The sequence below is a fragment of the Thalassobius sp. MITS945101 genome, from assembly GCF_047123305.1.
Taxonomy (GTDB): domain Bacteria; phylum Pseudomonadota; class Alphaproteobacteria; order Rhodobacterales; family Rhodobacteraceae; genus Thalassobius.
In genome coordinates, this window is sequence record NZ_CP138918.1 from 1,660,679 (window position 1) to 1,684,294 (window position 23,616).

25 protein-coding genes are annotated in these 23,616 nt (G+C 60.6%); 19 read left to right on the forward strand and 6 right to left on the reverse strand.

Annotated elements, in window-relative coordinates; genetic code table 11:
• Positions 1-85 precede the first annotated feature (85 nt).
• The 6 genes from SIC14_RS08390 (at position 86) to SIC14_RS08415 (ending at position 4,599) form a co-directional block, all read left to right on the forward strand.
• Positions 86-331 (forward strand): accessory factor UbiK family protein, encoded by a 246-nt coding sequence (locus SIC14_RS08390; protein WP_412565372.1) that lies wholly within the window; start codon positions 86-88, stop codon positions 329-331.
• A 368-nt stretch (positions 332-699) separates the two neighbouring features.
• On the forward strand, positions 700-1,200 hold the full coding sequence (locus SIC14_RS08395) for a YbjN domain-containing protein (RefSeq protein ID WP_412565373.1): 501 nt from the start codon (positions 700-702) through the stop codon (positions 1,198-1,200).
• A 41-nt stretch (positions 1,201-1,241) separates the two neighbouring features.
• Entirely contained in the window at positions 1,242-2,057 is an 816-nt protein-coding gene (gene proC / locus SIC14_RS08400; protein ID WP_412565374.1) for a pyrroline-5-carboxylate reductase, read from the forward strand.
• Positions 2,050-2,391 carry a tRNA-binding protein gene (locus SIC14_RS08405; protein WP_412565375.1) on the forward strand — a complete coding sequence of 114 codons (342 nt, stop codon included), beginning with the start codon at positions 2,050-2,052 and terminating at the stop codon, positions 2,389-2,391. Before proC ends, SIC14_RS08405 begins: the two co-directional genes overlap by 8 nt.
• Complete coding sequence (locus tag SIC14_RS08410; RefSeq protein ID WP_412565376.1) at positions 2,391-3,356, forward strand: 2-hydroxyacid dehydrogenase; 966 nt, start codon at positions 2,391-2,393, stop codon at positions 3,354-3,356. The genes SIC14_RS08405 and SIC14_RS08410 overlap by 1 nt, the downstream gene beginning before the upstream one ends.
• A gap of 121 nt (positions 3,357-3,477) precedes the next feature.
• Complete coding sequence (locus SIC14_RS08415; protein WP_412565377.1) at positions 3,478-4,599, forward strand: beta-ketoacyl-ACP synthase III; 1,122 nt, start codon at positions 3,478-3,480, stop codon at positions 4,597-4,599.
• A gap of 88 nt (positions 4,600-4,687) precedes the next feature.
• On the opposite strand, the gene SIC14_RS08420 is transcribed toward SIC14_RS08415, so the two are convergent.
• Positions 4,688-5,281 (reverse strand): thymidine kinase, encoded by a 594-nt coding sequence (locus SIC14_RS08420; protein WP_412565378.1) that lies wholly within the window; start codon positions 5,279-5,281, stop codon positions 4,688-4,690.
• A 453-nt stretch (positions 5,282-5,734) separates the two neighbouring features.
• On the opposite strand from SIC14_RS08420, the gene SIC14_RS08425 reads away from it, so the two are divergent.
• Together SIC14_RS08425 and SIC14_RS08430 are read left to right on the forward strand one after the other, a co-directional pair.
• Complete coding sequence (locus tag SIC14_RS08425; RefSeq protein ID WP_412565379.1) at positions 5,735-6,190, forward strand: hypothetical protein; 456 nt, start codon at positions 5,735-5,737, stop codon at positions 6,188-6,190.
• 3 nt (positions 6,191-6,193) lie between these two features.
• Positions 6,194-7,096, forward strand: coding sequence for a helix-turn-helix transcriptional regulator (locus SIC14_RS08430; protein WP_412565380.1), 903 nt, complete (start codon positions 6,194-6,196; stop codon positions 7,094-7,096).
• A gap of 431 nt (positions 7,097-7,527) precedes the next feature.
• On the opposite strand, the gene carB is transcribed toward SIC14_RS08430, so the two are convergent.
• Positions 7,528-10,857 carry a carbamoyl-phosphate synthase large subunit gene (carB, locus tag SIC14_RS08435; RefSeq protein ID WP_412565381.1) on the reverse strand — a complete coding sequence of 1,110 codons (3,330 nt, stop codon included), beginning with the start codon at positions 10,855-10,857 and terminating at the stop codon, positions 7,528-7,530.
• A 205-nt stretch (positions 10,858-11,062) separates the two neighbouring features.
• On the opposite strand from carB, the gene SIC14_RS08440 reads away from it, so the two are divergent.
• The 7 genes from SIC14_RS08440 to SIC14_RS08470 all read left to right on the forward strand — a co-directional run bounded on the left by SIC14_RS08440 (position 11,063) and on the right by SIC14_RS08470 (position 19,213).
• Entirely contained in the window at positions 11,063-12,214 is a 1,152-nt protein-coding gene (locus tag SIC14_RS08440; protein ID WP_412565382.1) for an aminodeoxychorismate synthase component I, read from the forward strand.
• On the forward strand, positions 12,148-12,813 hold the full coding sequence (locus tag SIC14_RS08445) for an aminotransferase class IV family protein (RefSeq protein ID WP_412565383.1): 666 nt from the start codon (positions 12,148-12,150) through the stop codon (positions 12,811-12,813). The genes SIC14_RS08440 and SIC14_RS08445 overlap by 67 nt, the downstream gene beginning before the upstream one ends.
• A gap of 81 nt (positions 12,814-12,894) precedes the next feature.
• Positions 12,895-13,560: a CPBP family intramembrane glutamic endopeptidase gene (locus tag SIC14_RS08450; protein WP_412565384.1), complete on the forward strand. Its 666-nt coding sequence runs from the start codon at positions 12,895-12,897 to the stop codon at positions 13,558-13,560.
• A 131-nt stretch (positions 13,561-13,691) separates the two neighbouring features.
• A complete protein-coding gene (gene aspS / locus SIC14_RS08455) occupies positions 13,692-15,548 on the forward strand; it encodes an aspartate--tRNA ligase (RefSeq protein WP_412565385.1) in 1,857 nt (618 codons plus the stop codon).
• Between the two features lie 216 nt (positions 15,549-15,764).
• Complete coding sequence (locus SIC14_RS08460; RefSeq protein ID WP_412565386.1) at positions 15,765-17,171, forward strand: DUF1800 domain-containing protein; 1,407 nt, start codon at positions 15,765-15,767, stop codon at positions 17,169-17,171.
• Positions 17,172-17,181: 10 nt separating this feature from the next.
• Positions 17,182-18,432 (forward strand): DUF1501 domain-containing protein, encoded by a 1,251-nt coding sequence (locus tag SIC14_RS08465; RefSeq protein WP_412565387.1) that lies wholly within the window; start codon positions 17,182-17,184, stop codon positions 18,430-18,432.
• Positions 18,433-18,520: 88 nt separating this feature from the next.
• Positions 18,521-19,213, forward strand: coding sequence for a GNAT family N-acetyltransferase (locus tag SIC14_RS08470; protein WP_412565388.1), 693 nt, complete (start codon positions 18,521-18,523; stop codon positions 19,211-19,213).
• Here the strand turns inward: SIC14_RS08470 and SIC14_RS08475 are convergent.
• Positions 19,196-19,957: a response regulator gene (locus SIC14_RS08475; protein ID WP_412565389.1), complete on the reverse strand. Its 762-nt coding sequence runs from the start codon at positions 19,955-19,957 to the stop codon at positions 19,196-19,198. The genes SIC14_RS08470 and SIC14_RS08475 overlap by 18 nt on opposite strands.
• Positions 19,958-20,137: 180 nt before the next feature.
• On the opposite strand from SIC14_RS08475, the gene mce reads away from it, so the two are divergent.
• Both mce and SIC14_RS08485 read left to right on the forward strand, forming a co-directional pair.
• Positions 20,138-20,542, forward strand: a complete 405-nt coding sequence (gene mce, locus SIC14_RS08480) for a methylmalonyl-CoA epimerase (RefSeq protein WP_412565390.1) — start codon at positions 20,138-20,140, stop codon at positions 20,540-20,542.
• Positions 20,542-20,823: a DUF1467 family protein gene (locus SIC14_RS08485; RefSeq protein WP_412565391.1), complete on the forward strand. Its 282-nt coding sequence runs from the start codon at positions 20,542-20,544 to the stop codon at positions 20,821-20,823. Before mce ends, SIC14_RS08485 begins: the two co-directional genes overlap by 1 nt.
• An 83-nt stretch (positions 20,824-20,906) precedes the next feature.
• Here SIC14_RS08485 and SIC14_RS08490 read toward each other — a convergent pair whose 3' ends face one another.
• The gene (locus SIC14_RS08490; RefSeq protein ID WP_412565392.1) at positions 20,907-21,605 is read right to left on the reverse strand and encodes an EI24 domain-containing protein; all 699 of its coding nucleotides are present in this window, start codon (positions 21,603-21,605) and stop codon (positions 20,907-20,909) included.
• Positions 21,590-22,168, reverse strand: a complete 579-nt coding sequence (locus SIC14_RS08495; protein WP_412565393.1) for a nitroreductase — start codon at positions 22,166-22,168, stop codon at positions 21,590-21,592. Before SIC14_RS08495 ends, SIC14_RS08490 begins: the two co-directional genes overlap by 16 nt.
• Before the next feature lie 133 nt (positions 22,169-22,301).
• Between SIC14_RS08495 and SIC14_RS08500 the strand changes: the two genes are divergently transcribed.
• Positions 22,302-22,565 (forward strand): DUF167 domain-containing protein, encoded by a 264-nt coding sequence (locus tag SIC14_RS08500; RefSeq protein ID WP_412565394.1) that lies wholly within the window; start codon positions 22,302-22,304, stop codon positions 22,563-22,565.
• On the opposite strand, the gene SIC14_RS08505 is transcribed toward SIC14_RS08500, so the two are convergent.
• Entirely contained in the window at positions 22,562-22,804 is a 243-nt protein-coding gene (locus SIC14_RS08505; RefSeq protein ID WP_412565395.1) for a hypothetical protein, read from the reverse strand. The two genes, SIC14_RS08500 and SIC14_RS08505, sit on opposite strands and share 4 nt — an antisense overlap.
• Before the next feature lie 123 nt (positions 22,805-22,927).
• Between SIC14_RS08505 and SIC14_RS08510 the strand changes: the two genes are divergently transcribed.
• The gene (locus SIC14_RS08510) at positions 22,928-23,614 is read left to right on the forward strand and encodes a M48 family metalloprotease (RefSeq protein WP_412565396.1); all 687 of its coding nucleotides are present in this window, start codon (positions 22,928-22,930) and stop codon (positions 23,612-23,614) included.
• The last annotated feature ends 2 nt before the right edge of the window (positions 23,615-23,616 follow it).

Below are 23,616 nucleotides of genomic sequence, written 5' to 3' on the forward strand. Positions count from 1 at the left end.
TGCCTCTGCCCGTATGGTGAAGTCAACCTTGTGACTTTTGTTGATCCACCCCATATAGGGGCTGAATGTAACGGTGGAGAGCCCCATGCAGACCCGCAACAAGTTTTTCGACGATATGTCTCAGCTGATGACCAACGCAATGGGCGTGGCCCAGGGCGCCAAGGACGAAGCTGAAAACGCGATGAAAAGCATGATGGACCGCTGGCTGGCGGATCGCGATTTTGTAACTCGGGAAGAGTACGACGCGGTACGCGCGATGGCCCAGAAAGCGCGTGAAGAAAACGAAGCGCTGAAAGCGCGGCTAGACGCGCTTGAGGCGGCTTCGAAGTAAAGCCCTGCCTTGGTGGGCGGTCGCAACCTGCGGATCCTCCGGTCAATCGGCAGAAAATGGCTGAGGTTTCTCAGCCTCGCACGCAGCGGCGTCCCATATCTGGGGCGCCTTTGTTTTCAAGGGATCCGTGCTCAGATGCGGAGATACCCACAGCTTTTCGCGTTCAGATTCATTTCATCCACAAGTTATTGCGGTTATCCCCAAAGATAGGGGTTTACAGGATTCTGCCCCGCAGGCACCATATCTTGTAAGGTACGGGGGAAATTCACCGACCGTTAGAGCAGGCAACAAACGATAGAGGCGCTGCCAAGCCTCTCCGCGACAGAAGCGGGCGTTTGGCGTCAGGGCAAGAGCAGTGAGGTGGCGAAATGGCTTTGACTGAAGAGTTCATGGCAGGCGATCTGCATCCGATCGACCTGGTTGAAAACATCGCAGAACATCACCAGTGGGATTTTGACCGTATCGCCGAAGACCAGATTGCGATGGCCGTCGAAGGCCAGTGGCGCACCTACACGCTAACGCTCGCTTGGTCGGAACACGAAGAAGCGCTGCGCCTGATCTGCACCTTCGAACTGGAGCCGCCCAAATCGCGACTGCCGGCGGTGTTCGAGACCTTGAACGCGATCAACGACCAATGTTGGAGCGGCAGCTTCACCTTCTGGGAAAAGCAGAACCTGATGGTGTTCCGCTACGGTCTCTTGTTGGCGGGCGGGCAGGAAGCCTGCGCAGATCAGGTGGATCTGATGATCGGCGCCGCTGTCGCCAACGCTGAACGTTACTACCCCGCCCTGCAGTTGGTGATCTGGGGCGACCGTTCCCCGCAGGACGCCATGCAAGTCGCCATTGCAGAGGCTTACGGACGCGCGTAACACTCCGCCCCAAGAGGTTTTGAGATACCGGGAGGGGCATCATGGACATGCAAACTGTGGCCAGCAAAGGGCTGGTTCTGCTGGGCTGCGGCAAGATGGGCTCGGCCATGCTGGAAGGCTGGCTGAAGGACGGTCTGCCGGTGACATCCGTTTACGTGCTGGATCCCTATCCGTCGGATTGGCTGCAAGGCACCGGCGTTCATATCAACACCGACCTGCCCGTTGATCCGGCGATTGTGCTGGTGGCGGTCAAACCCCAGATGATGGGCGCGGCCTTGTCGACGCTGGCGGCGATGGGCAACGGCGACACCGTCTTTGTCTCGGTCGCGGCGGGCACCCCGATTGCCCAGTTCGAAGCGGTGCTGGGTGGCGAAACCCCCATCGTGCGCGCCATGCCCAACACCCCCGCCGCTGTTGGCCGAGGTATCTCTGCCATCATCGGCAACAGCCATGTCAGCGCCACCGCGCTGGATCTGGCCGAGACCCTGTTGCAGGCGGTGGGGCAGGTCGTGCGCCTGGACACCGAAGATCAGATTGACGCGGTCACAGGTGTGTCCGGTTCTGGTCCGGCCTATGTTTTTCACCTCATCGAAACCCTGGCCAAAGCTGGGGAGGCACAGGGGCTGTCGCCGGAACTGTCGATGCAGCTGGCCAAGGCCACGGTTGGCGGGGCAGGGGCGCTGGCGGAACAGGCGGAGGAAGATCCGGCCCAGCTGCGCGTCAATGTGACCAGTCCAAATGGCACCACACAAGCGGCGCTGGAGGTGCTGATGGACGCGCAGACAGGCTTCCCCTCTTTGCTCAACAACGCCGTGGATGCGGCTGTGAAACGCTCAAAGGAGCTGGCCCGTGGCTGACGCAATCAGTTTTGACGATTTCCTGAAGGTGGACATCCGTGTGGGCAAAGTCCTGCGCGCCGAACCCTATCCCGAAGCCCGCAAACCCGCGATCAAGATGTGGATCGATTTCGGCCCTGAACTGGGTGAGAAGAAGACCTCGGCTCAGGTGGCGGCGCATTACACGCCAGAAACGCTGATCGGTAAACAGGTGATGGCGGTGGTCAACTTCCCGCCACGCCAGATCGGCCGTTTCATGTCCGAAGTGCTGGTGCTGGGCCTGTCCGATAGCGAAGGGGGCATCGTACTGTTGTCGCCTGACCAAGAGGTTCCAATTGGCGGGAGGATGCACTGATGGCCCGTTCCGGCACCCCCCGTGTCCTGATCTCGCGGCCCTTGCCTGCGGCTGTTGCCAAACGTGCCGAGGCGCTGTTCGACGTTGAATGGCGGGACACAAACGCGCCAATGAGCGCGGCGGAAATGCGGTCAGCTTTGGCGCTTTATGATGGCATCATGCCGACGCTGGGCGACCAGTTCACGGATCAGATCTTTGCCGAATTTGGCCGTCCGCGCTGCCGGATTCTGGCCAACTTCGGGGTGGGCTATAACCACATCGATGTTGACAGTGCCCGCGCCCATGGTGTGACCGTGACAAACACCCCCGGCGCTGTGACCGATGCCACCGCCGACACCGCGATGACGCTGCTGCTGATGAGCGCACGCCGCGCCGCCGAGGGCGAACGGCTGGTGCGTTCCGGCGCTTGGGAAGGCTGGCACCCGACCCAGATGTTGGGGCTGCATGTCTCGGGCAAGACGGTGGGCATCGTGGGTATGGGCCGTATCGGTCAGGCCATTGCGCGACGCTGTCACTTTGGCTTTGGCATGAAGGTGCTTTACGCCAACCGCTCGGCCAGAGAGATGGCGTTTGAGGCGGAGCAAGTGTCCCTCAACGATCTGGCCGCCCGCGCCGATGTGGTGGTGATCGCTGTGCCCGGTGGTGCGGAAACCCATCACATGATCGGGGCTGATTTCTTTGCCGCCATGCAAAGCCATGCGCATTTCATCAACATCGCCCGCGGCGATGTGGTGCAGGAGACGGCGCTGATCGAAGCCCTGCAAAACGGCGCGATCGGCGGCGCTGGCCTGGATGTTTACGAGTTTGAACCGGAGGTGCCCGAAGCATTACGCCAGCTCAACAACGTAACCCTTCTGCCGCATCTTGGCACCGCTGCGCTGGATGTGCGCACGGATATGGGAATGCTGGTGCTCAACAACCTCGAAGCCTTCTTCAAAGGGGAAACTCCGCCAAACGCGCTTTAACCAATTTTCGGGGTGAAAACGACCGAATTGCCGCCGATTTCGCCCCTGCTGCCCTAGCGGTAACTCTTGACCATTTGGTCCCCCTCGGGTGATCTGGTAGCCAGATTTTCCGGGGGTTCTCATGTATACGCCAGCCATCACCGGGAGCGGGGTCTTCACCCCCTCCAATGTCATCACCAACGAAGAACTTGTTGAGAGCTTCAACGCTCATGTGGACCTCTTCAACGTGGAAAACGCCGAAGCCATCGCGGCGGGTGATGTGACCGCGAAAGAGCATTCCTCGGCCGAGTTTATCTTCAAAGCCTCGGGGATCGAACAGCGCTACGTGTTGGACAAGGAAGGTGTGCTGGATCCAAAACGGATGTATCCGCATTTCCGCCAGCGGTCCGATGATGAACCCGGCATCATGACCGAGATTGCGCTGGACGCCTGTCACAAAGCGTTGGCCGCAGCCGGGCGTACTGGTGAAGAGGTTGATCTGGTGATCTGTGCCGCCTCCAACATGGAGCGGGCCTACCCCGCCGTGGCGATTGAGATCCAGCAGGGCCTGGGCGCCGGTGGCTTTGGCTTTGACATGAACGTGGCCTGTTCTTCAGCCACCTTCGGCATTCAGGCGGCGGCGGATATGGTGCGCTCCGGCTCAATCCGCTGCGCGATTGTGGTGAACCCCGAAATCACCTCGGGCCATCTGGAATGGCGCGACCGCGACTGTCACTTCATCTTTGGCGATGTGGCCACAGCGGTGGTGATTGAACGGGCAGAAGACGCCAAGGGTGACCATTTCATCGTGCATTCGACCCGCTGCGCCACGCAGTTTTCCAACAACATTCGCAACAACAACGGCTTCCTGCGCCGCACCCGACCCGATGGCGTGGCGGATCGTCGGGACATGCAGTTCATGCAGAACGGCCGCAAGGTGTTCAAAGAGGTGGTGCCGATGGTTTCGGCTCATATCCTTGCGCATATGGAAGAAGAGGGGCGTTCCTCGGACCAGCTGTCGCGGATGTGGCTGCATCAGGCCAACAAGGGCATGAATGATTTCATCGGCAAAAAGGTTCTGGGGCGGGTGCCGGAAAAAGGCGAACAACCCAACATCCTGCAGGACTACGCCAATACATCCTCTGCTGGTTCGATCATCGCGTTCTCGAAATACTCCGACGATATGGCCAAGGGCGATATCGGGCTGATCTGCTCCTTCGGGGCAGGCTATTCGGTGGGTTCGGTAATCGTCGAGAAGGCGTGAGGGTGTAACATCCAAGGAGTGCTGCGCCCGACCCAGGGGGGGGGCGCAGCACGGGCTAACGCCCGCGCCAAACGGCGCTAGTTCGAACTTACCCCGCCACAGGCTCCCCGGCCATCGCGGCGCGCCAGTGTTTGCGGCACAGGCTGACGTAGGTCTCATTACCGCCGATCTGCACCTGAGCGCCTTCTTTCAGCGCAATCCGGTCAGGCCCCATCCGCACCACCATCGTCGCCTTTTTGCCGCAGTGGCAGATGGTGCGCACTTCGCGCATTTCATCGGCCAGGGCCAAAAGCGCAGCAGAGCCGGGGAACAGCTCTCCGCGGAAATCCAGACGCAGCCCATAACACATCACTGGCACCTTCAGATCGTCGACAACGCGGGCCAGTTGCCAGACCTGTTCTTTCTCCAGAAACTGCGCTTCATCAATGAAGATACAGGCCACTTCGCCCTGTTCCAGCCGCGTTGCCACTTTGGCAAAGAGGTCTTCGCCCGGCGCAAAGGTGTCCGCATCATCGCCAATGCCAATCCGGCTGGCGATCCGGCCTTCGCCAGCGCGATTGTCAAACTGGGCAGTCATCAGATAGGTCTGCATGCCCCGTTCACGGTAGTTGTAGGAGGCCTGCAAAAGCACAGTGGATTTGCCGGCGTTCATGGTGGAGAAATTGAAGTAGAGTTTTGCCATAGGCTCTCTATTGCGAACCGCCCGGCGGGTTTCAAGCGCTATCCCCAAGTCCACGCAAACCTCCCAGTCAAACGTGACAAGACAGACCCACACCGCACAGGAGACGTAAGGTATGGGCCTGCCCCGACCAAGGCGGGTAGAGGCGAGGGGCGCCTCTGGGGATGTGCCCCGGTCGTTCGTCGTGTCACCCTTCGGCGCCTGTCTCCGGACGGGAGGAGGACACCGCACTCTTCAAGTCCCGGGATCGGGTCAACTGTGGACCGAAGGCCCCAATCCCCACGGCCACAACGTCAACCGCGTGAATAACAAATGACAAAATCGCGACATCGCGCTAATGGGAAAGGATGGGGGGATTTCCCCATCCGGCCATGTTTGGGGGACAGACATGGGGAACGCGTCGGGGCCCGGGCCGCAAGGGTCGCCCCGAAGGATGGGTAAGGACAAGGGTAAAGAATGTCTGTCGTTACAGGATACTTGAAAAAACACACCGAGGCCTTGGTCAAAGATGTCGGTATAGAAGCCGCATGTGAACTGACCGGTAAATCCAAAGCCACCTTGGGGCGCTATTATTCCGATCACCCCGAACACGCCGACCGGTTTATGCCCGTCGATGCGGTGGCGGCGCTGGAGGAAGCGGCCTCTTTCCCGCATGTGACCTCAGCTCTGGCGGATTTGAAGGGCATCACCCTGTCCCAGACCCAGCCCCGCAAAAACGATGAGAAGGGCGGCATCAACTCGGATGTTATCATGCTGAGTCAGCGGTTTGCGATGCTGATGGCAGAGTATAACCAGTCCATCGAGGATGGCATCATCAGCTACAATGAGGCCAAGCGGATGCTACGCGAAACCCTCGCCCTGCAGCAGGTGCTGATCGACATGAAGCTGCACCTCGAAGAAGAAAGCGTCTAAGCGATGTATCCGGCTGGCGGACAGGGTCAACGACCTTTGCTGGCAGCCGAGCAGCACACCCCCGAGCAACTGCATGACTTTCTGCGGGATCTGGAGACCTGCGAGGGCTCCGAAGCGGTCTGGCGCCGCCTGGTGGTGCTGGGACGGTCGCTGGAGCTGCCGCATTTGGATTTCATCGTGGCCAGCGCCGCCCCGCAATGGAAGCGGACGTTGTTCCTGCGCACCTCCTACGATTCGCGGTGGCTGCAGGAGGCCAACAAAGACCCTGAGGTTTCGCGCTGGTCCTATCTGCGCAGCCACGCCACCCAGCACCTGACACCGCTGCTAGTGGGGTTGGAATTTGCCGAGGAATTCACCCATCTGCCCGAACAGCGTGTTGCCGTGCTGCGCGAAGCGGCGCGACGTGGGATGCGGGCTGGGTTTTCGGTGCCGCTGAGGGGCCATGCGCCGCCGCTGACCGGGGTGATCAACTACATGGGGGATCATGCACGCCGCGACATGCTGGCGATTGTGCGGGCCCATGGTTGGGTGTTGAACGTCGCTGCGCTGGCGGCCTTTCAGCGCTACATGGGGTTTTACGCCGCCGAATTTCTCGACCGCACCGGCATCAGCATGAAGCAGCGCGAAATGCTCTCGATGATCGGTGCGGGGTTGCAGGACAAACAAATCGCGGCGGATCTGGGCATCTCGGTTTCGGCACTGCGGCAGCGAATGCAGGCTTTGATGGCCAAAGCGAGCTGTTCCAATCGGGCCGAGATTGCCGCCTTGGCAATGAGCACCGGCCTGCTGCCAGATCCGCAGCGGGCGCTGGACCCCGAAAGCACGCAGGTGCCAGTGATGATCGACGGGTTGGAGGACGCCCATGAAACGCTGGCGCCACACCCGGACGAATGGTCGGGAGATTGACCTAAGTGTCTGAAATAATAAGAGGTTCCCCCCGAAGGGAGAACCTCATGCGATGGTCTAAAAAGGACTTATTGAAAGGGGGTCCTCCCGAAGTGGCGCGGGAGAAAGACTTTCTATCGCAAGAGCTGATCTGATGGCGTTGGGGATACCTCGGTCACAGCTCCTACCCAAAAGTATAGGGCTTGGTGTGCACTGTTGTCTCACCGGAAACCGCATGACGTTTAGGTCAATTGCCTATCATTTTTGACAGGTTGGTTTTTGTTAGCTGTAATTTTTCACAGGTGAATAGGTGTGCATGCCATTGAATACCGTCTGACAACGACCGATTCGACAGTCTGTGCGGCGGATCCTGCGTCTTGCAGGCGCAGCGGGTACGAAAAAGCCCCCGCCGAAGCAGGGGCTTTCTTGATCCGGAAAATGTTGCGGCAGGATTAGCCCTGCAGCGGCATCACACCAAAGTCACCTTCGGAACGGGCTTTGATCGCCTCAGCGGCGGCCTGCGCACCGGCAGCGGTGGTGAAGTAGGGGATCTTGTCGTAAAGCGCGACCGAACGGATGGCGGAGCTGTCTTTCACAGCCTGCGCCCCTTCGGTGGTGTTGATCACCAGCGAGATGCCGCCGTCTTTCAGCACGTCCACGATGTTCGGGCGGCCCTCATAGACCTTGTTCACCAGATCACAGTCGATGCCCTGTTCGGTCAGCCAGGTTTTGGTGCCGATGGTGGCAACAAGGGTGAAACCTTGATCCAACAGGGTGCGCGCGGCGACGGCGCTGGCTTCGGTCTTGTCGTCATCCTTGATCGAGAAGAACACACGTCCATCACGCGGCAGATCGGTGCCCGCGCCCAGCTGCGCCTTCAGGAAGGCCAGCGGGAAGGACGTATCCCAACCCATAACCTCACCGGTCGAGCGCATTTCCGGGCCCAGAATGGTGTCCACACCGGGGAAACGGGCGAAGGGCAGAACCGCTTCCTTGACCGAGAACCACGGCATGTTGGGATCGGCCAGCGTCATCGGATCGGCCATCGGCAGAGTGCCGGGTTTGGCGTTTGCCGGATATTCACCCCGGAACGGGAAGTTCTCCATCGGTTCACCAGCCATCAGGCGGGCGGCGATCGAGGCGATGGCGCTGTCGGTGGCTTTGGCCACAAAGGGCACGGTCCGGCTGGCGCGCGGGTTGACCTCAATCAGGTAGATCTCACCGTCTTTGACCGCGAACTGCACGTTCATCAGGCCAACAACGCCAAGCGACAGAGCCAGAGCTTCGGTCTGGCGTTTGATTTCGACAATGATGTCTTCCGGCAGCGAATATGGCGGCAGCGAACAGGCGCTATCGCCTGAGTGCACGCCGGCCTCTTCGATGTGCTGCATGATGCCGGTCACGTGGACAGTTTTGCCATCTGACAGGGCGTCAACGTCACATTCGATGGCACCGGACAGGTAGCTGTCCAGCAGAACCGGGCTGTCGCCAGAGACCACAACCGCCTCAGCGATGTAGCGTTCCAGCTGCGCCATGTCGCGCACGATTTCCATCGCACGGCCACCCAGTACGTAGGAGGGGCGGATCACCAGCGGGAAGCCGATGTCTTCGGCGATCTTCAGTGCTTCAGCGTCGGTCGAGGCGATGCCGTTGTTCGGCTGCTTCAGCTCCAGCTTGTTGACCAGCGCCTGGAAGCGTTCACGGTCTTCGGCCAGGTCAATTGCGTCCGGGCTGGTGCCGAGGATCGGAATGCCTTCTTCGAACAGCGCGTTGGCCAGTTTCAGCGGGGTCTGGCCGCCGAACTGAACGATCACACCGTGCAGGGTGCCGTTTTCCTGCTCAACCCGCAGGATTTCCATCACGTGCTCAAAGGTTAGCGGTTCAAAATACAGACGGTCCGAGGTGTCATAATCGGTCGACACGGTTTCGGGGTTGCAGTTGATCATGATGGTTTCATAACCGGCATCCGTCAGCGCGTAGCAGGCGTGACAGCAGCAGTAGTCAAACTCGATCCCCTGACCGATCCGGTTTGGACCGCCCCCCAGAATAACCACTTTCTTGCGGTCGCTTGGGCGGGCTTCGCATTCCACGTCGCCCATCGCAGGGGCTTCGTAGGTCGAATACATATAAGGTGTCTGCGCCTCAAATTCGGCGGCACAGGTGTCGATGCGTTTGAACACGGCCTTGACGCCCAGGTTCTGGCGGGCGCGGCGCACGTTGGCTTCGGTCCGGCCGGTCAGGATTGCCAGGCGGGCATCGGTGAAGCCCAGCATCTTCAGCGCGCGCAGACCTTCTTCGGTCACCGGCAGGCCATCGGCGCGCACGACCTCTTCGGCCTCAACAATCTCGCGGATGCGGTCCAGGAACCACGGATCAAACGAGGTGACGTTCTGGATCTCGGCGTTGGTCAACCCGTGGCGCATCGCCTGAGCGATGGTGCGCAGACGGTCCGGGGTCTGTTTGCCAAGCGCCTTGATCACGGCAACCTTTTCCGGCGCACCGGGGATATCGACCTCGTCAAAGCCGGTCAGACCCGATTCCATCGAAGCCAGTGCTTTTTGCAGGCTTTCGTGGATAGTGCGGCCGATTGCCATTGCTTCCCCCACGGATTTCATCGCGGTGGTCAGGTAGGGCTCGGAGCCGGGGAATTTCTCAAAGGCGAACTTCGGGATCTTGGTGACAACATAGTCGATGGTCGGCTCGAACGAGGCCGGGGTCACCTTGGTGATGTCATTGTCCAGCTCATCCAGCGTGTAGCCAACGGCCAGTTTGGCCGCGATCTTTGCAATCGGGAAACCGGTCGCCTTGGAGGCCAGCGCCGAGGAGCGTGACACCCGCGGGTTCATTTCGATCACAACCATCCGGCCATCGGCGGGGTTCACGGCCCACTGAACGTTGGAGCCACCGGTTTCCACACCAATCTCACGCAGCACGTTGATCGAGTGGGTCCGCATGATCTGGTATTCTTTGTCGGTCAGCGTCAGCGCCGGCGCCACAGTGATCGAATCACCGGTGTGTACCCCCATCGGGTCAACGTTTTCGATCGCGCAGACGATGATGGCGTTGTCGGCTTTGTCGCGGACCACTTCCATCTCGAATTCTTTCCAGCCCAGCAGGCTTTCGTCGACGAGGATCTGGTTCACCGGCGAGGCATCCATGCCGGTGCGGCAGAAGTGGATGTAGTCTTCGCGGTTATAGGCCACGCCACCGCCGGTGCCGCCAAGGGTGAAGGCGGGGCGGATGATGGCGGGCAGGCCAATGTCGTCCAGCTCTTCCAGCGCCTGCGCCACACCCGCATCCAGATCAGCAGAGCCGTCTTCTTTCTTCGGTGCGGTGACGATGGTGGCCTTCGGGTTTTCAATGCCCAGGCGGTCCATCGCCTCGCGGAACAGCTTGCGATCTTCAGCCATTTCAATGGCATCGCGCTTGGCGCCGATCATTTCGACGTTGTACTTGTCCAACACGCCCATCTCTTCCAGCGCCAGCGAGGTGTTCAGACCCGTCTGACCGCCCATAGTCGGCAGCAGCGCGTCAGGGCGCTCTTTCTCGATGATCTTGGCGACAACCTCGGGTGTGATTGGCTCGATATAGGTGGCGTCAGCCAGACCCGGATCGGTCATGATTGTCGCCGGGTTCGAGTTCACGAGGATCACGCGGTAGCCTTCTTCTCGCAGCGCCTTACAGGCTTGGGCACCGGAGTAGTCGAATTCACACGCCTGACCGATAACAATCGGACCAGCACCGATAATCATGATCGAGGAGATGTCAGTTCTTTTGGGCATGGCGGACCTCTTTTTTTCGCGGGCAGCAGGATGGGGAGGCGTGACTCGCCCCCGCGCAAATTGTCGTGGGTTATAGACATCGCGGGGCAAGGCGCAAGAGGGTTCGGAAAACTAGTGTAATGTGCCGCATATGTGGTCTGTCAAATCCTGTGTCAGACCCTATACAGAAGGCGGGGAGGCCAAGAGGTCAGCGCGGGGACGCGAAATGCAGATCAGAATGGATCACGGGCCCGAGGGGCCGGACAGCCCGGCGGTTTGGTTCCGCAACGCCAGCGCGGTGATCACCGCGCAGGAGGCAGACGATGTGCCGGTTGCGATGGCGGCTGTTGATGCAGCCTTGGCGGCAGGCAAATGGGTGGCGGGTTATGCCACCTATGAGCTGGGCTATGCGCTGGAGCCACGGCTGGCGTCTTTGATGCCGCAAGACCGCGTGCTGCCCCTGTTAAGCTTCGGTGTATACGAAGCCCCCGTCACCGCCGCCCCGTTGCCGCAGGGCGGTGCGTTATATGATTTACAGCCCCGTTGGACCGCGGCACGCTATCAAACGGCCTTTGACGCGGTGCATGGCTATATCGGTGCCGGGGACATCTATCAGGCCAACCTGACCTTTCCGATCGACGCGCGGGCAACTGGCTCCGCCGAGGCGATATATGGCAGCCTGATGGCGCAGCAGCCGGTGGGGCATGGCGCCTTGGTGCTGCCCGAGCGTGGCCCGGCGATTCTGTCCCGTTCACCGGAACTGTTTTTCCGGACCTCTGCCGATGGTGTGATTGAAACCCGCCCGATGAAAGGAACGCAGCCGCGCAGCGCCGACCCGGTGGAGGATCAGCGCAACCGAGATTTTCTGGCCTCGGATGAAAAGAACCGGGCGGAGAACCTGATGATCGTGGATCTCTTGCGGAATGACATGTCTCGGGTGGCCGAGGCGGGGACCGTAAAGGTACCGGAACTGTTCAAGGTCGAAAGCTACGCCACCGTGCATCAGATGGTGTCGCGTGTTGAGGCGCAGCTGCGCAAGGGCGTGACTCTGAGCGAGGTGTTCACCGCACTGTTCCCCTGTGGCTCGATCACCGGTGCGCCAAAATTGCGGGCCATGCAGATCCTGCGCGAACTGGAACCCTGGCCGCGTGACATCTACTGCGGCGCCATCGGCTGGGCCGCACCAGACGGGCGGTCCGAATTTAACGTGGCCATTCGCACCGTGATGCTGGACGGGGACACTGCGCGGCTGAACGTGGGGGGCGGCGTTGTCTGGGACAGCACCGCAACATCGGAATATGAGGAAGCCTTATGGAAAAGCCGTTTCGCCCAGCTGACGCCAGCAACCTCCCAACGCTCGATCCCACATGTCGCCTGATTGAAACGTTCCGCTATGTGCCGGGGCAGGGGATCGCGCGACGTGCGTTGCACAGTGCACGGCTTGCCACCTCGGCAGAGGCGCTGGGGTTCAGGCTCGACAAAAAGGCGCTCTTTGCTGAACTCGACGCGATTACCGGGGAAACGCCTTTGCGCTGTCGTCTGACCCTGGCGCAGGACGGTATGATTGACCTTACAACCGCCCCGATGCCAGAGCCTTGGCGTGTCGCACGATTTATCATCTCCGAAATTCAATTGCCTTCTGGTGATCCCCTCCTACGCCACAAGACCACCCGCCGCACCCTCTACGATCAGGCCCGCGCCGCCCTGCCCGAAGGGATTCAGGAAGCGGTGATGCTGAACGAACGGGATGAGGTGTGCGAAGGCACCATCACCAATATTTTCATCACCACCCCAGACGGCGACCGCCTGACACCGCCGCTGTCCTCAGGGTTGCTGGCGGGGGTTTACCGTCAAAGCCGCCTGAACAAAGGATTGCTGCGCGAGGCCGTGTTGACCTTGGCGGATCTGGAAACGGCCCGTTCGATCAACCTGATGAATTCACTGCGCGGTTCCACCCAAGCGATTTGGCAGCGCTGATGCGCTTGAAATTCCGCCTCAGCAGGCAATGTTAAAGGAAATGTGGCAACGTGTTGTCGCCCTTGTCAGCCTGAGGCCTTAATGAACCTATTGACCGCGTCCCGCCCTGCCACACTGTCCCGGCTTAAGGCGGAATTTGTGTTGTTCTATCTGATCGCACCGTTGTTGATTGCTTTGGTGTTGCCGCCGACAATGATGTTTGTGGCGCTGTTCACGCTGACCGCTGTGGGCTTGGCGTTGCTCAATGGCACCGAAGGGTTTGAGTGGCGTGAACTGCTCGGCGGGGTTGATCAGCTTTACTTTGTGGAACTGCTGGCCTTTGCCGGGGGCATGCTGATCCTGTGTCTGGCTGTGGTCTACACCGCCGCGCCCGATGCTGCCTTTCTGCTGCTGAAAACGGAACCGGGTCTGATGCTGGCCATCGCGGTCTTTTACCCGGTTGCCTCTGCCCTGCCGCAGGAGGTCGTGTTTCGCCCGCTCTATTTCCGCCGCTACGGCACGTTTCTGCCCGGGGGGCGGGCCGGGCTGCTTCTGAATGCGGCGCTGTTTTCACTGGCACATCTGATGTATTGGAGCTGGGTCGTGGCGCTGATGACCTTCGCCGGTGGTGTGATCTTTGCCTGGGCATACGAAGTCCGGCGTTCCTTTGTCTTGGCGGTGGTTCTGCATTCGCTGGCGGGGATCGTCATTTTTGCTGTGGGTTTGGGGATCTATTTCTACTCCGGCAACGTTCAGCGCCCGTTTTGAACGGCTTTGTCCCCACATTGCTTGACAACACGGTCGCAACCTAGTGTATCGGCCTTGATGAATTCCGTGTGCCCGTGGGCGCACCCTATCCGAATGTCCGAAGAGACGACCCGATCACGAAAGGTCACACCATGCACGCATATCGCAGCCATACCTGCGCTGAGCTGAACAAATCCAACGTGGGCGACACCGTCCGCCTGTCGGGCTGGGTCCACCGGGTCCGCGACCACGGCGGCCTGCTGTTTATCGACCTGCGCGACACCTATGGCATCACCCAAGTGATGGCCGACCCTGACAGCCCGGTGTTTGCCGAGCTGGAGAAGGTGCGTTCCGAATGGTGCATCAAGATCGAAGGCAACGTCATGGCGCGTGACGAAAGCCTGGTGAACAAGGCGATCCCCACCGGGGAGATCGAAGTGTTCATCCGCGACCTCGAAGTGCTGGGCAAGGCTGATGAGCTGCCGCTGATGGTCTTTGGCGATCAGGAATACCCGGAAGAAACCCGTCTGAAGTACCGCTTCCTCGACCTGCGCCGCGATGCGATGCAGCAGAACATGAAGCTGCGCTCGGACGTTGTGCGTTCCATGCGTCAGCGCATGTGGGACGAAAACTTCCGCGAATACCAAACCCCAATCATCACCGCCTCCTCGCCTGAAGGTGCACGGGACTTCCTGGTGCCTTCGCGTCTGCATCCGGGCAAGTTCTACGCCCTGCCGCAGGCCCCGCAGCAGTTCAAACAGCTGATGATGGTGGCAGGCTACGACAAATATTTCCAGATCGCGCCGTGCTTCCGCGATGAAGACCCGCGCGCCGACCGTTCGCCAACCGATTTCTACCAGCTCGACATGGAAATGTCGTTCGTTGAGCAGCAGGACGTCTTTGACACTATCGCGCCGGTTCTGGCCGGTGTGTTTGAAGAGTTCGGTGGCGGCCGTAAGGTCGACAACCCCGCTGAATGGCCGCAGATCAGCTACCGCGATGCGGCCAAGTGGTACGGGTCGGACAAGCCTGACCTGCGCAACCCGATCAAGATGCAGGACTGCTCGGAACACTTCCGTGGCTCCGGCTTTGCCATCTTTGCCAACCTGTTGGAAAACGAAGGCACCGAAGTGCGCGCCATTCCGGCCCCGACCGGTGGCTCGCGCAAGTTCTGTGACCGGATGAACAAGTTTGCCCAGGGCGAAGGTCTGCCGGGCATGGGCTACATCTTCTGGCGCAAACAGTCGGCAGACAGCATCGCGCAGGAACAAGGCATTTCTGTCAAAGAAGTTAACGCCAAGATCAAAGCGGGCGAGATTGTTCTGGGCAACGAGGCCGCCGGTCCGCTGGCCAAGAACATCGGCCCCGAGCGCACCGAGGCGATCCGCCAGCAACTGGGTCTGGACGTTGGCGACGCGGCCTTCTTCCTGGGCGGCAAACCGAAAGCGTTTGAAGCGGTTGCAGGCCGCGCCCGTAACGTGATCGGCGAAGAGCTGAACCTGCTGGACAAAGACCGTTTTGCCTTTGCCTGGATCGTGGATTTCCCGATCTACGAGCAGGACGAAGAGTCGGGCAAGATCGACTTTGAACACAACCCCTTCTCGATGCCGCAGGGTGGTCTGGACGCGCTGAACGGTGATCCGCTGGAGGTTTTGGGCTACCAGTACGATCTGGCCTGTAACGGCTATGAACTGGTCTCGGGCGCCGTGCGGAACCACAAGCCTGAGGTGATGCTGAAAGCCTTCGAAATCGCCGGCTACGGCGAAGAGGAAGTCAAAGAACGCTTCGGCGCGCTTTACAAAGCTTTCCAATACGGCGCCCCGCCCCACGCAGGCTGTGCCGCCGGTGTCGACCGCATCGTGATGCTGCTAGCCGATCAACAGAACATCCGCGAAGTGGTGATGTTCCCAATGAACCAGCGGGCCGAAGACCTGATGATGAACGCCCCCAACGATCCGTCCAGCGACCAGCTGATGGAACTGGGTCTGCGCGTGATCCCGCAGGACTAAGCCAGCCTTACCAAGCGATTTGAGAAACCCGGTGGCCCAAAGCTGCCGGGTTTTTTCTTTGTCTGATTGGCTGAGTTTTGCCAAAAATCCAGTAGATTGCGACGGGAATCCGCTCAGGCTACGTATCACCCTGCACGGGCGTTGAAAAACTGCCAGCCTACGGCTGAAACGGCGTGGGATTTGCAGTAGAGTGCCAGCAGGTGCATGGAGGGTGCGATGGGATTTGATCCGGTCTTGGCAGAGCAGCGGTTTGGCTATGGGCTGTCGCCCGTGGCAGAGCTGGCGCCGCCCAATTCAGTGGCAGAGATGCTGGCGCGGCTCAAAGGGCCGGATGAGATGGACCAGCGGTTCCCGATCGAAAATTACGACGGCTTCGAAAAACGTCTGGCCGAGGCGCAGGCGATCTGGAAAGACATCCGCAAAGCCCGGGGCACCAACCGGTTGGATGCGGAAAAGAAACGGCTGAAGCTGCTCAAAGCAGAAGCACGGCAAGCCTATCGGGACTGGGCCTGGACCATCCTGATGCGTCGTGTCTGGACCCGCGATGGTCTGCGCGAACGGCTGGTGGCCTTCTGGGCTGATCACCTGACCGCGCAGGGAAAAGCGGGCATCATGAAACGCGGCACCCCCCCTTACATTGAGGCCGCAATCCGTCCCCATGTCACTGGCCGGTTCGAGGACATGCTGCTTGCCGCTGTGACCTCGCCGCTGATGGTGCACTATCTGGATCAGGAACGCTCAGTGGGGCCGGAGAGTGAATTCGGCAAAGCCAAGAAGGGCAAGTTTGGCCTCAATGAGAACCTTGCGCGGGAGGTGTTGGAACTGCACACGTTGGGTGTTGGCGGGCCTTATTCGCAAGAGGATGTACGTCAATTGGCCGAGCTGCTCACCGGCCTGACCTATGTTCCCGGACAGGGCCGCAAGTTCCGCGCCGCCCGTGCCGAACCCGGCGCCGAAACAGTGTTGGGCACCAGGTACGGCGGTGGCCGGGCGCGGTTGGCCGACATCGAAACTGCCCTGCGCGATCTTGCCCGCCATCCCGCCACAGCGCGCCATCTGGCAGAAAAACTGGCGGTTCATTTCCATTCTGATGCGCCTCCCGCTGATCTGGTGGCCACGCTGGAGGCGCGTTACCTCGACACCGGGGGCGATCTGGCGGCGGTGACCGAGGCGCTGCTGACCCACTCCGCCGCATGGGACACAGAGCGCCACAACATGCGTCTGCCGGATGAGTATATCTCGGCCGCGATGCGGGCTTTGGCGGTGCCGCCCGAGGTCTATTTGAAACAACAAAACTTGCGGCGACGAGAGATGTTTATCGTTCAGCTGTTCCAGCGGCCGTTGATCATCATGGGGCAGACTTGGCAGCAGCCGCAGGGGCCGGATGGCTGGGAAGAGGGCGATGAGGTCTGGCTGACGCCGCAGGGGTTGGCCAGCCGAATGCACTGGGCGTTGAAGGCGCCCTCGGCCTTGCTCGACGATTTGCCGGACCCGCGCCGTTTTGTCGAAACCGCCCTGGGCCCCACCCCGCCCGAGCCAGTGCGCTTTGCTGCCCATGCGGCCGAAAACAAACGGGAAGGCATCGCGCTGGTGCTGGCCTCCCCCGCCTTCCAGCGCAAGTGAGGAGTGGCCGATGTCTAAGACAGATTTGAACCGACGTGCCTTTCTGGGTAAGGCTGGCCTGCTGGGCTGTTCGCTCGCGGCCAGCCCGTTGATGACCCCGATCAGCCTAGCGGCTGCCCCTTGGGATCACCGGCTGGTGGTCATCATCCTGCGTGGCGGTATGGACGGTCTGGATGTGGTGCGCCCGGTGGGCGATCCGGGCTTTGTGGGGCTGCGGCGCAGTCTGGGCCAGACACCGGGCCTGCCGCTGGACGGGTTTTATGAAATGCACCCCGGCCTCGTGCCGCTGCATGCCCTGTGGCAGAGGCAGCAGCTGGGGTTTGTGCAGGCGGTGTCGACCCCTTACCGCGACAAACGCAGCCATTTTGACGGGCAGGACCTGCTGGAGGCCGGCACCTCGGATCCACATATGGCCACGGCGCGCGACGGCTGGCTGAACCGGATGCTACAAACGGTGCCGGGTCTGACAACTGAAACCGCCTATGCGGTGGGCCATGAGAACATGATGCTGCTCTCCGGTGCGGCGGCGGCGGCCAATTGGTCGCCGGACACCGAACTGGCGCTGAGCCCGCAGGGTGCACGGCTGGCCGAGTTGATCATGCACGATGACCCGGCCTTCCACGCCGCCTTCATGGAGGCGCAGATGCTGATCGGCCTGCAAAGCGGTGCGGTGCCTCAAGGCATGAGCGATGCGGATATGATGGGGGCGATGGCAGACATGGGGGACGAAGGCATGATGGCCGAAAGCGCCACCAATGGCCGCCCCGCCGGGATCGAAGCGATTGCCAATTTCACCGCCCAGCGTTTGCGCGAAGAGACCCGCATCGCGGCCTTCTCGATTGGGGGCTGGGACACCCATCGGGCGCAGGGCCGCGGCTTGGAGCGGGCGCTCGGGCAGTTGTCCAAGGCCATCCTCACTCTGAAATCTGGGCTGGGGCGCGACTGGTCAAAAACCGCGGTGGTGGCGATGACTGAATTTGGCCGCACCGCCCGTGAAAACGGCACGGCGGGCACCGATCACGGCACCGGTGGCGCGATGCTGCTGGCCGGGGGCGCCGTGCGCGGGGGGCGGGTGTACGGTCAATGGCCCGGCCTCAGCGAAGCGGATCTCTATGCCCGCCGCGACCTGATGCCGACTGCGGATGTGCGCGGCTATGCGGGCTGGATGATGCGCGATCTGTTTGGGTTGGAAACCAGCGTTATCGAACGCAGCATCTTCCCCGGTCTTGATCTGGGAACCTCGCCTAAGGTGATCCTCTAGGCACTGGAGCTGCGGTTTTGTAAGGGGCACAATTGCGCCGTTTCCTTTGTGTGACCAGTGCGTTAGCCTGCGCCAAAGGAGAGGCATCATGCAGGATCTGAGCCACTGGCAGGCCCCACCGTCACCGGGCAGCGACATCTTGGAAGGCCGCTATGCACGGCTGGAGCCGCTGGCAGCAGAGGCTCATGCCGCCCTGTTGTTTCGCGCCTTTGAAGGCCATGACGCGGTTTGGGATTTTCTGCCCTACGGTCCGTTCCACTCTGCCGCGGCCTATCATCGTTGGGTAAAGGATATGGCGGCACAGCGTGATCCGCATTTCTTTGCCATAAAGGATGTGAAAACCGGCCAGTATGGCGGCGTGGCCTCTTACCTGAGGATATACCCCGAACGGGGCTCAATCGAGCTGGGCCATATCAACCTCTCCCCCATCTTGCAGCGCACCCGCGCTGCGACCGAGGCGTTCTACCTGATGATGGAATGGGTCTTTGACCAAGGCTATCGCCGGTTCGAGTGGAAATGTGATGCGGGCAACCTTGGCTCGCGGCGGGCGGCGCAGCGACTGGGGCTGAGTTACGAAGGTGTGTTTCGTCAGCACATGGTGGTCAAGGGGCGCAATCGTGACACCGCTTGGTTTGCTGCTACAGATCAGGACTGGCCCGCACTGCGAGAGGCGTTTCAGGTCTGGCTGAACCCGGTGAACTTTGACGCGCAGGGGCAGCAGAAAGAGGCGCTGGCCGATCTGACCCGTCTGGTGCGGGTGGCGTCAGATCCGCTGCTCTAGCAGGTCGGGATTGGCGATCCGCGCTGCCAGCAGGTTGCGCAGGGCGGCCAGCGCCCGCTTGGGGCCCTTGGGACGCAGGCGGGCCACGTTCAGACGCTGCACCAGCCCTTGAAGTTCATTGTCACCCGCGCTGCGGCACAGCCCTTTGAGAAATTGACAGACATAGTCCAGCTCCGCCCCGTTGGGATGCTGCGCCAGTATACTGGCGGCATGGAGCAGATCTTCGGTGTAGCTGGCAGGATCGGGATGGATGGCCGCGTCGTTAACCATACGCGGATCCATCGGCCGGCGCGCGGCTGGCAGCTGGCGCAGCACCTGTTCCTGAAACGCCGCCAGGGACGACACAGGTTTCGACAGAAACCCATCCGCCCCTGCCGCCAATGCAGCCTGTTCAGCCCATTCATCCCCGCTGGTGGCCAGAATGACCTCTATCCGTTGGCTGTGCTCCGACAGGGTTGCGATCAGATCCAGCCCGTTGCCATCGGGCAGGCCAATGTCCACCAAAACCACAGTCGGGTGGTAGACCTGCAGGTGTCGCGCTGCCGCCGCCAGACTGTCCGCCCTACGGATCCGGGCGCCGCTGCGCAGACACATCAACCGCACGGCATCACTGGTATATCGGCTGTCTTCCACCACCAGAACAGTCATACCCATCAACGGACGTGCTGCGGTTGGAAACCGAGCGGTCTGAAAGAAGAGGTCGCCAATCGGCATATCAGCGGGGTGGTCATTTGTATCACTCATGGGCAGGCTCCAAGCTTCAACAGGGTCAGCTTGCGCCTTGATTGCTAAAAACGGGTTAACGCTGCGTCTGCGTCCTTAGGTCCCGCGTAACGCGACCGGTTTCACACGTAATATCCTTGCGCGGAGGCTTGCCGCTGCGCATAACGGCCCCACTTAAAACCAAGCCGCAGGAGTTCTCTTATGATCGGACGTTTGAACCACGTCGCCATTGCCGTTCCCGACCTCGACGCCGCCGCCGCGCAGTATCGCAACGCGTTGGGGGCCAAGGTGGGCGCGCCTCAGGACGAGCCGGACCATGGCGTCACCGTGATCTTCATCGAACTGCCGAACACCAAGATCGAACTGCTTTACCCTCTGGGGGAAGACAGCCCGATCAACGGTTTCCTGGAAAAGAACCCCTCGGGCGGTATTCACCACGTGTGCTATGAAGTCGAAGACATCCTCGCGGCACGCGATCATCTGAAAGAAACCGGCGCGCGTGTGCTGGGCTCTGGCGAGCCCAAGATCGGCGCCCATGGCAAGCCTGTGTTGTTCCTGCATCCCAAGGATTTCAACGGCTGCCTCGTGGAATTGGAGCAAGTCTGATGGGCCCCACCTCGGCAATTGTCCTTTATGCAGTGATCTGGTTTTTGACGCTTTTCATCGTCCTGCCGATCCGCTTGAAAACCCAAGGCGATGTCGGGGACATCGTGCCCGGCACCCATGCGGGCGCACCCTATGAGACGAACCTGAAGAAAAAAGCGCTGATCACCACGCTGATCGCAGCGGTGATCTGGGGGATCGTGGCCGGCATCATCCTGACCGAAACGATCACCGTGCGGGATCTGGACTGGTTCAACAAGATGAGCCAGCCTGATTTGTCCTGATCTGTCAGGGTCCTGATGTGTAACGAAAACGGCGCCCGATCAAGGCGCCGTCTTTGTGTGTTTCTGAGTGCTGAGCTGGCAGGTCAACTCACCAGCTTGTGGTAGATGTGGGTGAAGGTCGCGGCCCCCAGGATCGGGATGGCCAGGTTCATCAGCGGGATCGACAGCGGGATCGCCATAAAGGTACCCGCCAGCCAAATCGTGCCCATATGTTTGCGCCGCAGTTTCTTGGCCTCCACACGGCCAACCCGTCGGATGGCAGCGAGTGTGAAATATTCCCGCCCCAGCAGGAAACCGTTCAGCCCCCAGAAGATGAACAGCGCCAGCGGCGCAAACATCGCATAGAGGATGAAGGCCAGAATATTGGCGGCAATCAGCACACCAAGGAAGTTCACAGTGTCTTTGAAGGCCTCCCCGAACGGCACTTTGTTGGCCGGCGGCAAATGGCGGTAGTGTTTGTCCTCCACCGCATTGGCAACCTCATCCAAAAACATCGAGGTGATTGCCGAGGCCACGGGCACCATCAGGAACACCGACAGCACCAGCATGAAAAACAAGCTGGCAAAGGTCGCCAGATCATTGATCCAGGTGACCTCCCCCAGAACCGGCAGGGTGCTGCTTTCACCCAGGGTGACCTGCAAAAACCACAGGAAGGCCGCGTAGACCGCAACCAACAGCACGAAGGTTAGCAAAATGCCAAGCCCCAGAACCTTGCGGAAACGTGGGTCACCGATCTGGCCAAGGGCGCTGAAGAACGCCGAAAAGATTACGCCGAAAGCCATGTCGTAATTGCCTCCAGATCGGGGCGCGGGCGTTCCGGCGGCGTGGCTTTTTCGGTGCCGATATGCAGGAAACCGGCGATGCGTTCGTTATCAGACAGATCCAGCGCTTCGGTGCAGAACCCGCGGTCATGGCTGGCCCAGCCGGACAGCCAGTTCGCCCCCCAGCCCGAGGCCAGCGCCGCATTCAACAGTGATAGGCAGACAGCCCCGGCGGAATAGGTGATCTCGACAGCGGGCACCTTCTCGTTCGGTTTGATGATCTCGACCACCGCGATGGCCAGATTGGCGTTGCGGAACTGATCGACGCCTTTCTGGATCTGCACCTCGTCCAGACCCAGCGCTGCGCCACGCGATTGGGCAACGCCCGCCAGACGGTCCAGCGCGGGCTTTTCCAATACGATGAAGCGCCAGGGCTCCAGCTTGCCATGATCGGGTGTGCGGGCGGCGGCGGTGAGGATCGGCATCAGGGCGTCACGGTCGGGAACCGGCAGGGTCAGCGTCTTGGCCGGACGCGAGCGGCGCGTCAGCAGGAACTCCAGCGCGGCTTGGTTTTTCTCGGGCATATCAGACCTTTTTGATTGGGTTTGTCCCTATGTCGGGCCTGACGGCGCGGCGGTCAAGTCATCTGCCGCCCGGCCTCTTGCCTCCGTGCGCTGTAAGGCACAAAAAGGGTCGCGCAAACGGGGAGATACAGGTGTGACGGAGGCAGATCTATCGAACTGGGCCACGGCCCAAGAGATCACCGTGCGGGTCACCCCCAAAGCGTCGCGCAACCGGATCACCGTGGAGGCCGGTCAGGTCTGGGTCTATGTCACCACGGTGCCCGAAGGCGGCAAGGCCAATGCAGCGGTGCAAAAGCTGCTGGCCAAAGCACTGGGAGTGGCAAAGTCACAGCTGACGCTGGTCCGCGGCCAGACCAGCCGGGACAAGACCTTCAAGATCGTGCGTTCGCAGGATTAACCTGTTGTTTCCTGACGCAGCTTATAGACCCCTTCCGGCAGGTCCAAAGCGGCGGCCAGCTCTTGCAACTGATGCAGCGACAGGGTGATTTTCTTCACCTCATCGTCGCGTGGATCATATTGCTCCAGCGTCACACATTCCTGAAAGGCGTGGATGGCGATGTCTTCTTGCAAGGGCGTGCCGCCCTCATCAATCAAGGTCACCACCGTCGCGTCGAAGTCATGTTCGATTGTAAACATAACTCCACGATAGGCGATCCTGACGATCTGACAAGCGGTTAACCGATGGATACGCCTCAGGCGTGCAGAAACACTGGCATGCGCGCGAAAGGGTGCTAGATAAAGAGGGAAGGGATTGGTTTCATGCGTTTCTTTGCAGCACTTCTCAGTTTGGCGGGCCTGACCGCCTGTACGGTTGCTCCGATTGATGGGGTGCAGGGCTCTTTGGACGGGATTGGCGCCCGGCCTGCGGTGGCCCAGTTTGTTGCCGTGGTAGAGATTGTGGAGCCGATTGCTGAACGCGAATGCCGCCGCCGCGCACTGGGCCACAACTGTGATTTTCTGATCGTGGTCGACGACCGGCGCGGCCAACCCGCCAACGCGCATCAGTTCCTCAGCGACACCGGACAACCGGTACTGGCCTTTAACTACGCGCTGCTTAAATCGGTCCGCAATGCTGATGAGCTGGCCTTTGTCATGGGCCACGAGGCTGCGCATCACATCGAGGGCCATCTGGAAAAACAGCACCAAAGCGCCTTGCAGGGGGCAGCCATTCTAGGGGGGCTTGTCACCATGCGCGGCGGCAACAACAAAGAGATTGCCGAAGCGCAGGAGCTGGGCGCGATCCTTGGGGCGCGCCGCTACTCCAAAGACTTCGAGTTGGAGGCCGACGCGCTGGGGGCCATCATCACATTGAAAGCCGGCTTTGATCCGGTCAAAGGGGCCGAGTTCTTCACCCGTCTGCCCGATCCCGGCAACCAGTTCCTTGGCACCCACCCGCCCAATGCCGATCGCATGGCGACTGTTCGCAAGGCCGTTGCTGCCCTATAAGC

What these genes read in the sequence shown, in the direction of transcription:
- SIC14_RS08390 (WP_412565372.1), top strand. Translation starts at nt 86, where the DNA reads ATGCAGACCCGCAACAAGTTTTTCGACGATATGTCTCAGCTGATGACC.
- SIC14_RS08395 (WP_412565373.1), top strand. Translation starts at nt 700, where the DNA reads ATGGCTTTGACTGAAGAGTTCATGGCAGGCGATCTGCATCCGATCGAC.
- proC (WP_412565374.1), top strand. Translation starts at nt 1,242, where the DNA reads ATGGACATGCAAACTGTGGCCAGCAAAGGGCTGGTTCTGCTGGGCTGC.
- SIC14_RS08410 (WP_412565376.1), top strand. Translation starts at nt 2,391, where the DNA reads ATGGCCCGTTCCGGCACCCCCCGTGTCCTGATCTCGCGGCCCTTGCCT.
- SIC14_RS08415 (WP_412565377.1), top strand. Translation starts at nt 3,478, where the DNA reads ATGTATACGCCAGCCATCACCGGGAGCGGGGTCTTCACCCCCTCCAAT.
- SIC14_RS08420 (WP_412565378.1), bottom strand. Translation starts at nt 5,281, where the DNA reads ATGGCAAAACTCTACTTCAATTTCTCCACCATGAACGCCGGCAAATCC.
- SIC14_RS08425 (WP_412565379.1), top strand. Translation starts at nt 5,735, where the DNA reads ATGTCTGTCGTTACAGGATACTTGAAAAAACACACCGAGGCCTTGGTC.
- SIC14_RS08430 (WP_412565380.1), top strand. Translation starts at nt 6,194, where the DNA reads ATGTATCCGGCTGGCGGACAGGGTCAACGACCTTTGCTGGCAGCCGAG.
- carB (WP_412565381.1), bottom strand. Translation starts at nt 10,857, where the DNA reads ATGCCCAAAAGAACTGACATCTCCTCGATCATGATTATCGGTGCTGGT.
- SIC14_RS08440 (WP_412565382.1), top strand. Translation starts at nt 11,063, where the DNA reads ATGCAGATCAGAATGGATCACGGGCCCGAGGGGCCGGACAGCCCGGCG.
- SIC14_RS08445 (WP_412565383.1), top strand. Translation starts at nt 12,148, where the DNA reads ATGGAAAAGCCGTTTCGCCCAGCTGACGCCAGCAACCTCCCAACGCTC.
- SIC14_RS08450 (WP_412565384.1), top strand. Translation starts at nt 12,895, where the DNA reads ATGAACCTATTGACCGCGTCCCGCCCTGCCACACTGTCCCGGCTTAAG.
- aspS (WP_412565385.1), top strand. Translation starts at nt 13,692, where the DNA reads ATGCACGCATATCGCAGCCATACCTGCGCTGAGCTGAACAAATCCAAC.
- SIC14_RS08460 (WP_412565386.1), top strand. Translation starts at nt 15,765, where the DNA reads ATGGGATTTGATCCGGTCTTGGCAGAGCAGCGGTTTGGCTATGGGCTG.
- SIC14_RS08465 (WP_412565387.1), top strand. Translation starts at nt 17,182, where the DNA reads ATGTCTAAGACAGATTTGAACCGACGTGCCTTTCTGGGTAAGGCTGGC.
- SIC14_RS08470 (WP_412565388.1), top strand. Translation starts at nt 18,521, where the DNA reads ATGCAGGATCTGAGCCACTGGCAGGCCCCACCGTCACCGGGCAGCGAC.
- SIC14_RS08475 (WP_412565389.1), bottom strand. Translation starts at nt 19,957, where the DNA reads ATGAGTGATACAAATGACCACCCCGCTGATATGCCGATTGGCGACCTC.
- mce (WP_412565390.1), top strand. Translation starts at nt 20,138, where the DNA reads ATGATCGGACGTTTGAACCACGTCGCCATTGCCGTTCCCGACCTCGAC.
- SIC14_RS08485 (WP_412565391.1), top strand. Translation starts at nt 20,542, where the DNA reads ATGGGCCCCACCTCGGCAATTGTCCTTTATGCAGTGATCTGGTTTTTG.
- SIC14_RS08490 (WP_412565392.1), bottom strand. Translation starts at nt 21,605, where the DNA reads ATGGCTTTCGGCGTAATCTTTTCGGCGTTCTTCAGCGCCCTTGGCCAG.
- SIC14_RS08495 (WP_412565393.1), bottom strand. Translation starts at nt 22,168, where the DNA reads ATGCCCGAGAAAAACCAAGCCGCGCTGGAGTTCCTGCTGACGCGCCGC.
- SIC14_RS08505 (WP_412565395.1), bottom strand. Translation starts at nt 22,804, where the DNA reads ATGTTTACAATCGAACATGACTTCGACGCGACGGTGGTGACCTTGATT.
- SIC14_RS08510 (WP_412565396.1), top strand. Translation starts at nt 22,928, where the DNA reads ATGCGTTTCTTTGCAGCACTTCTCAGTTTGGCGGGCCTGACCGCCTGT.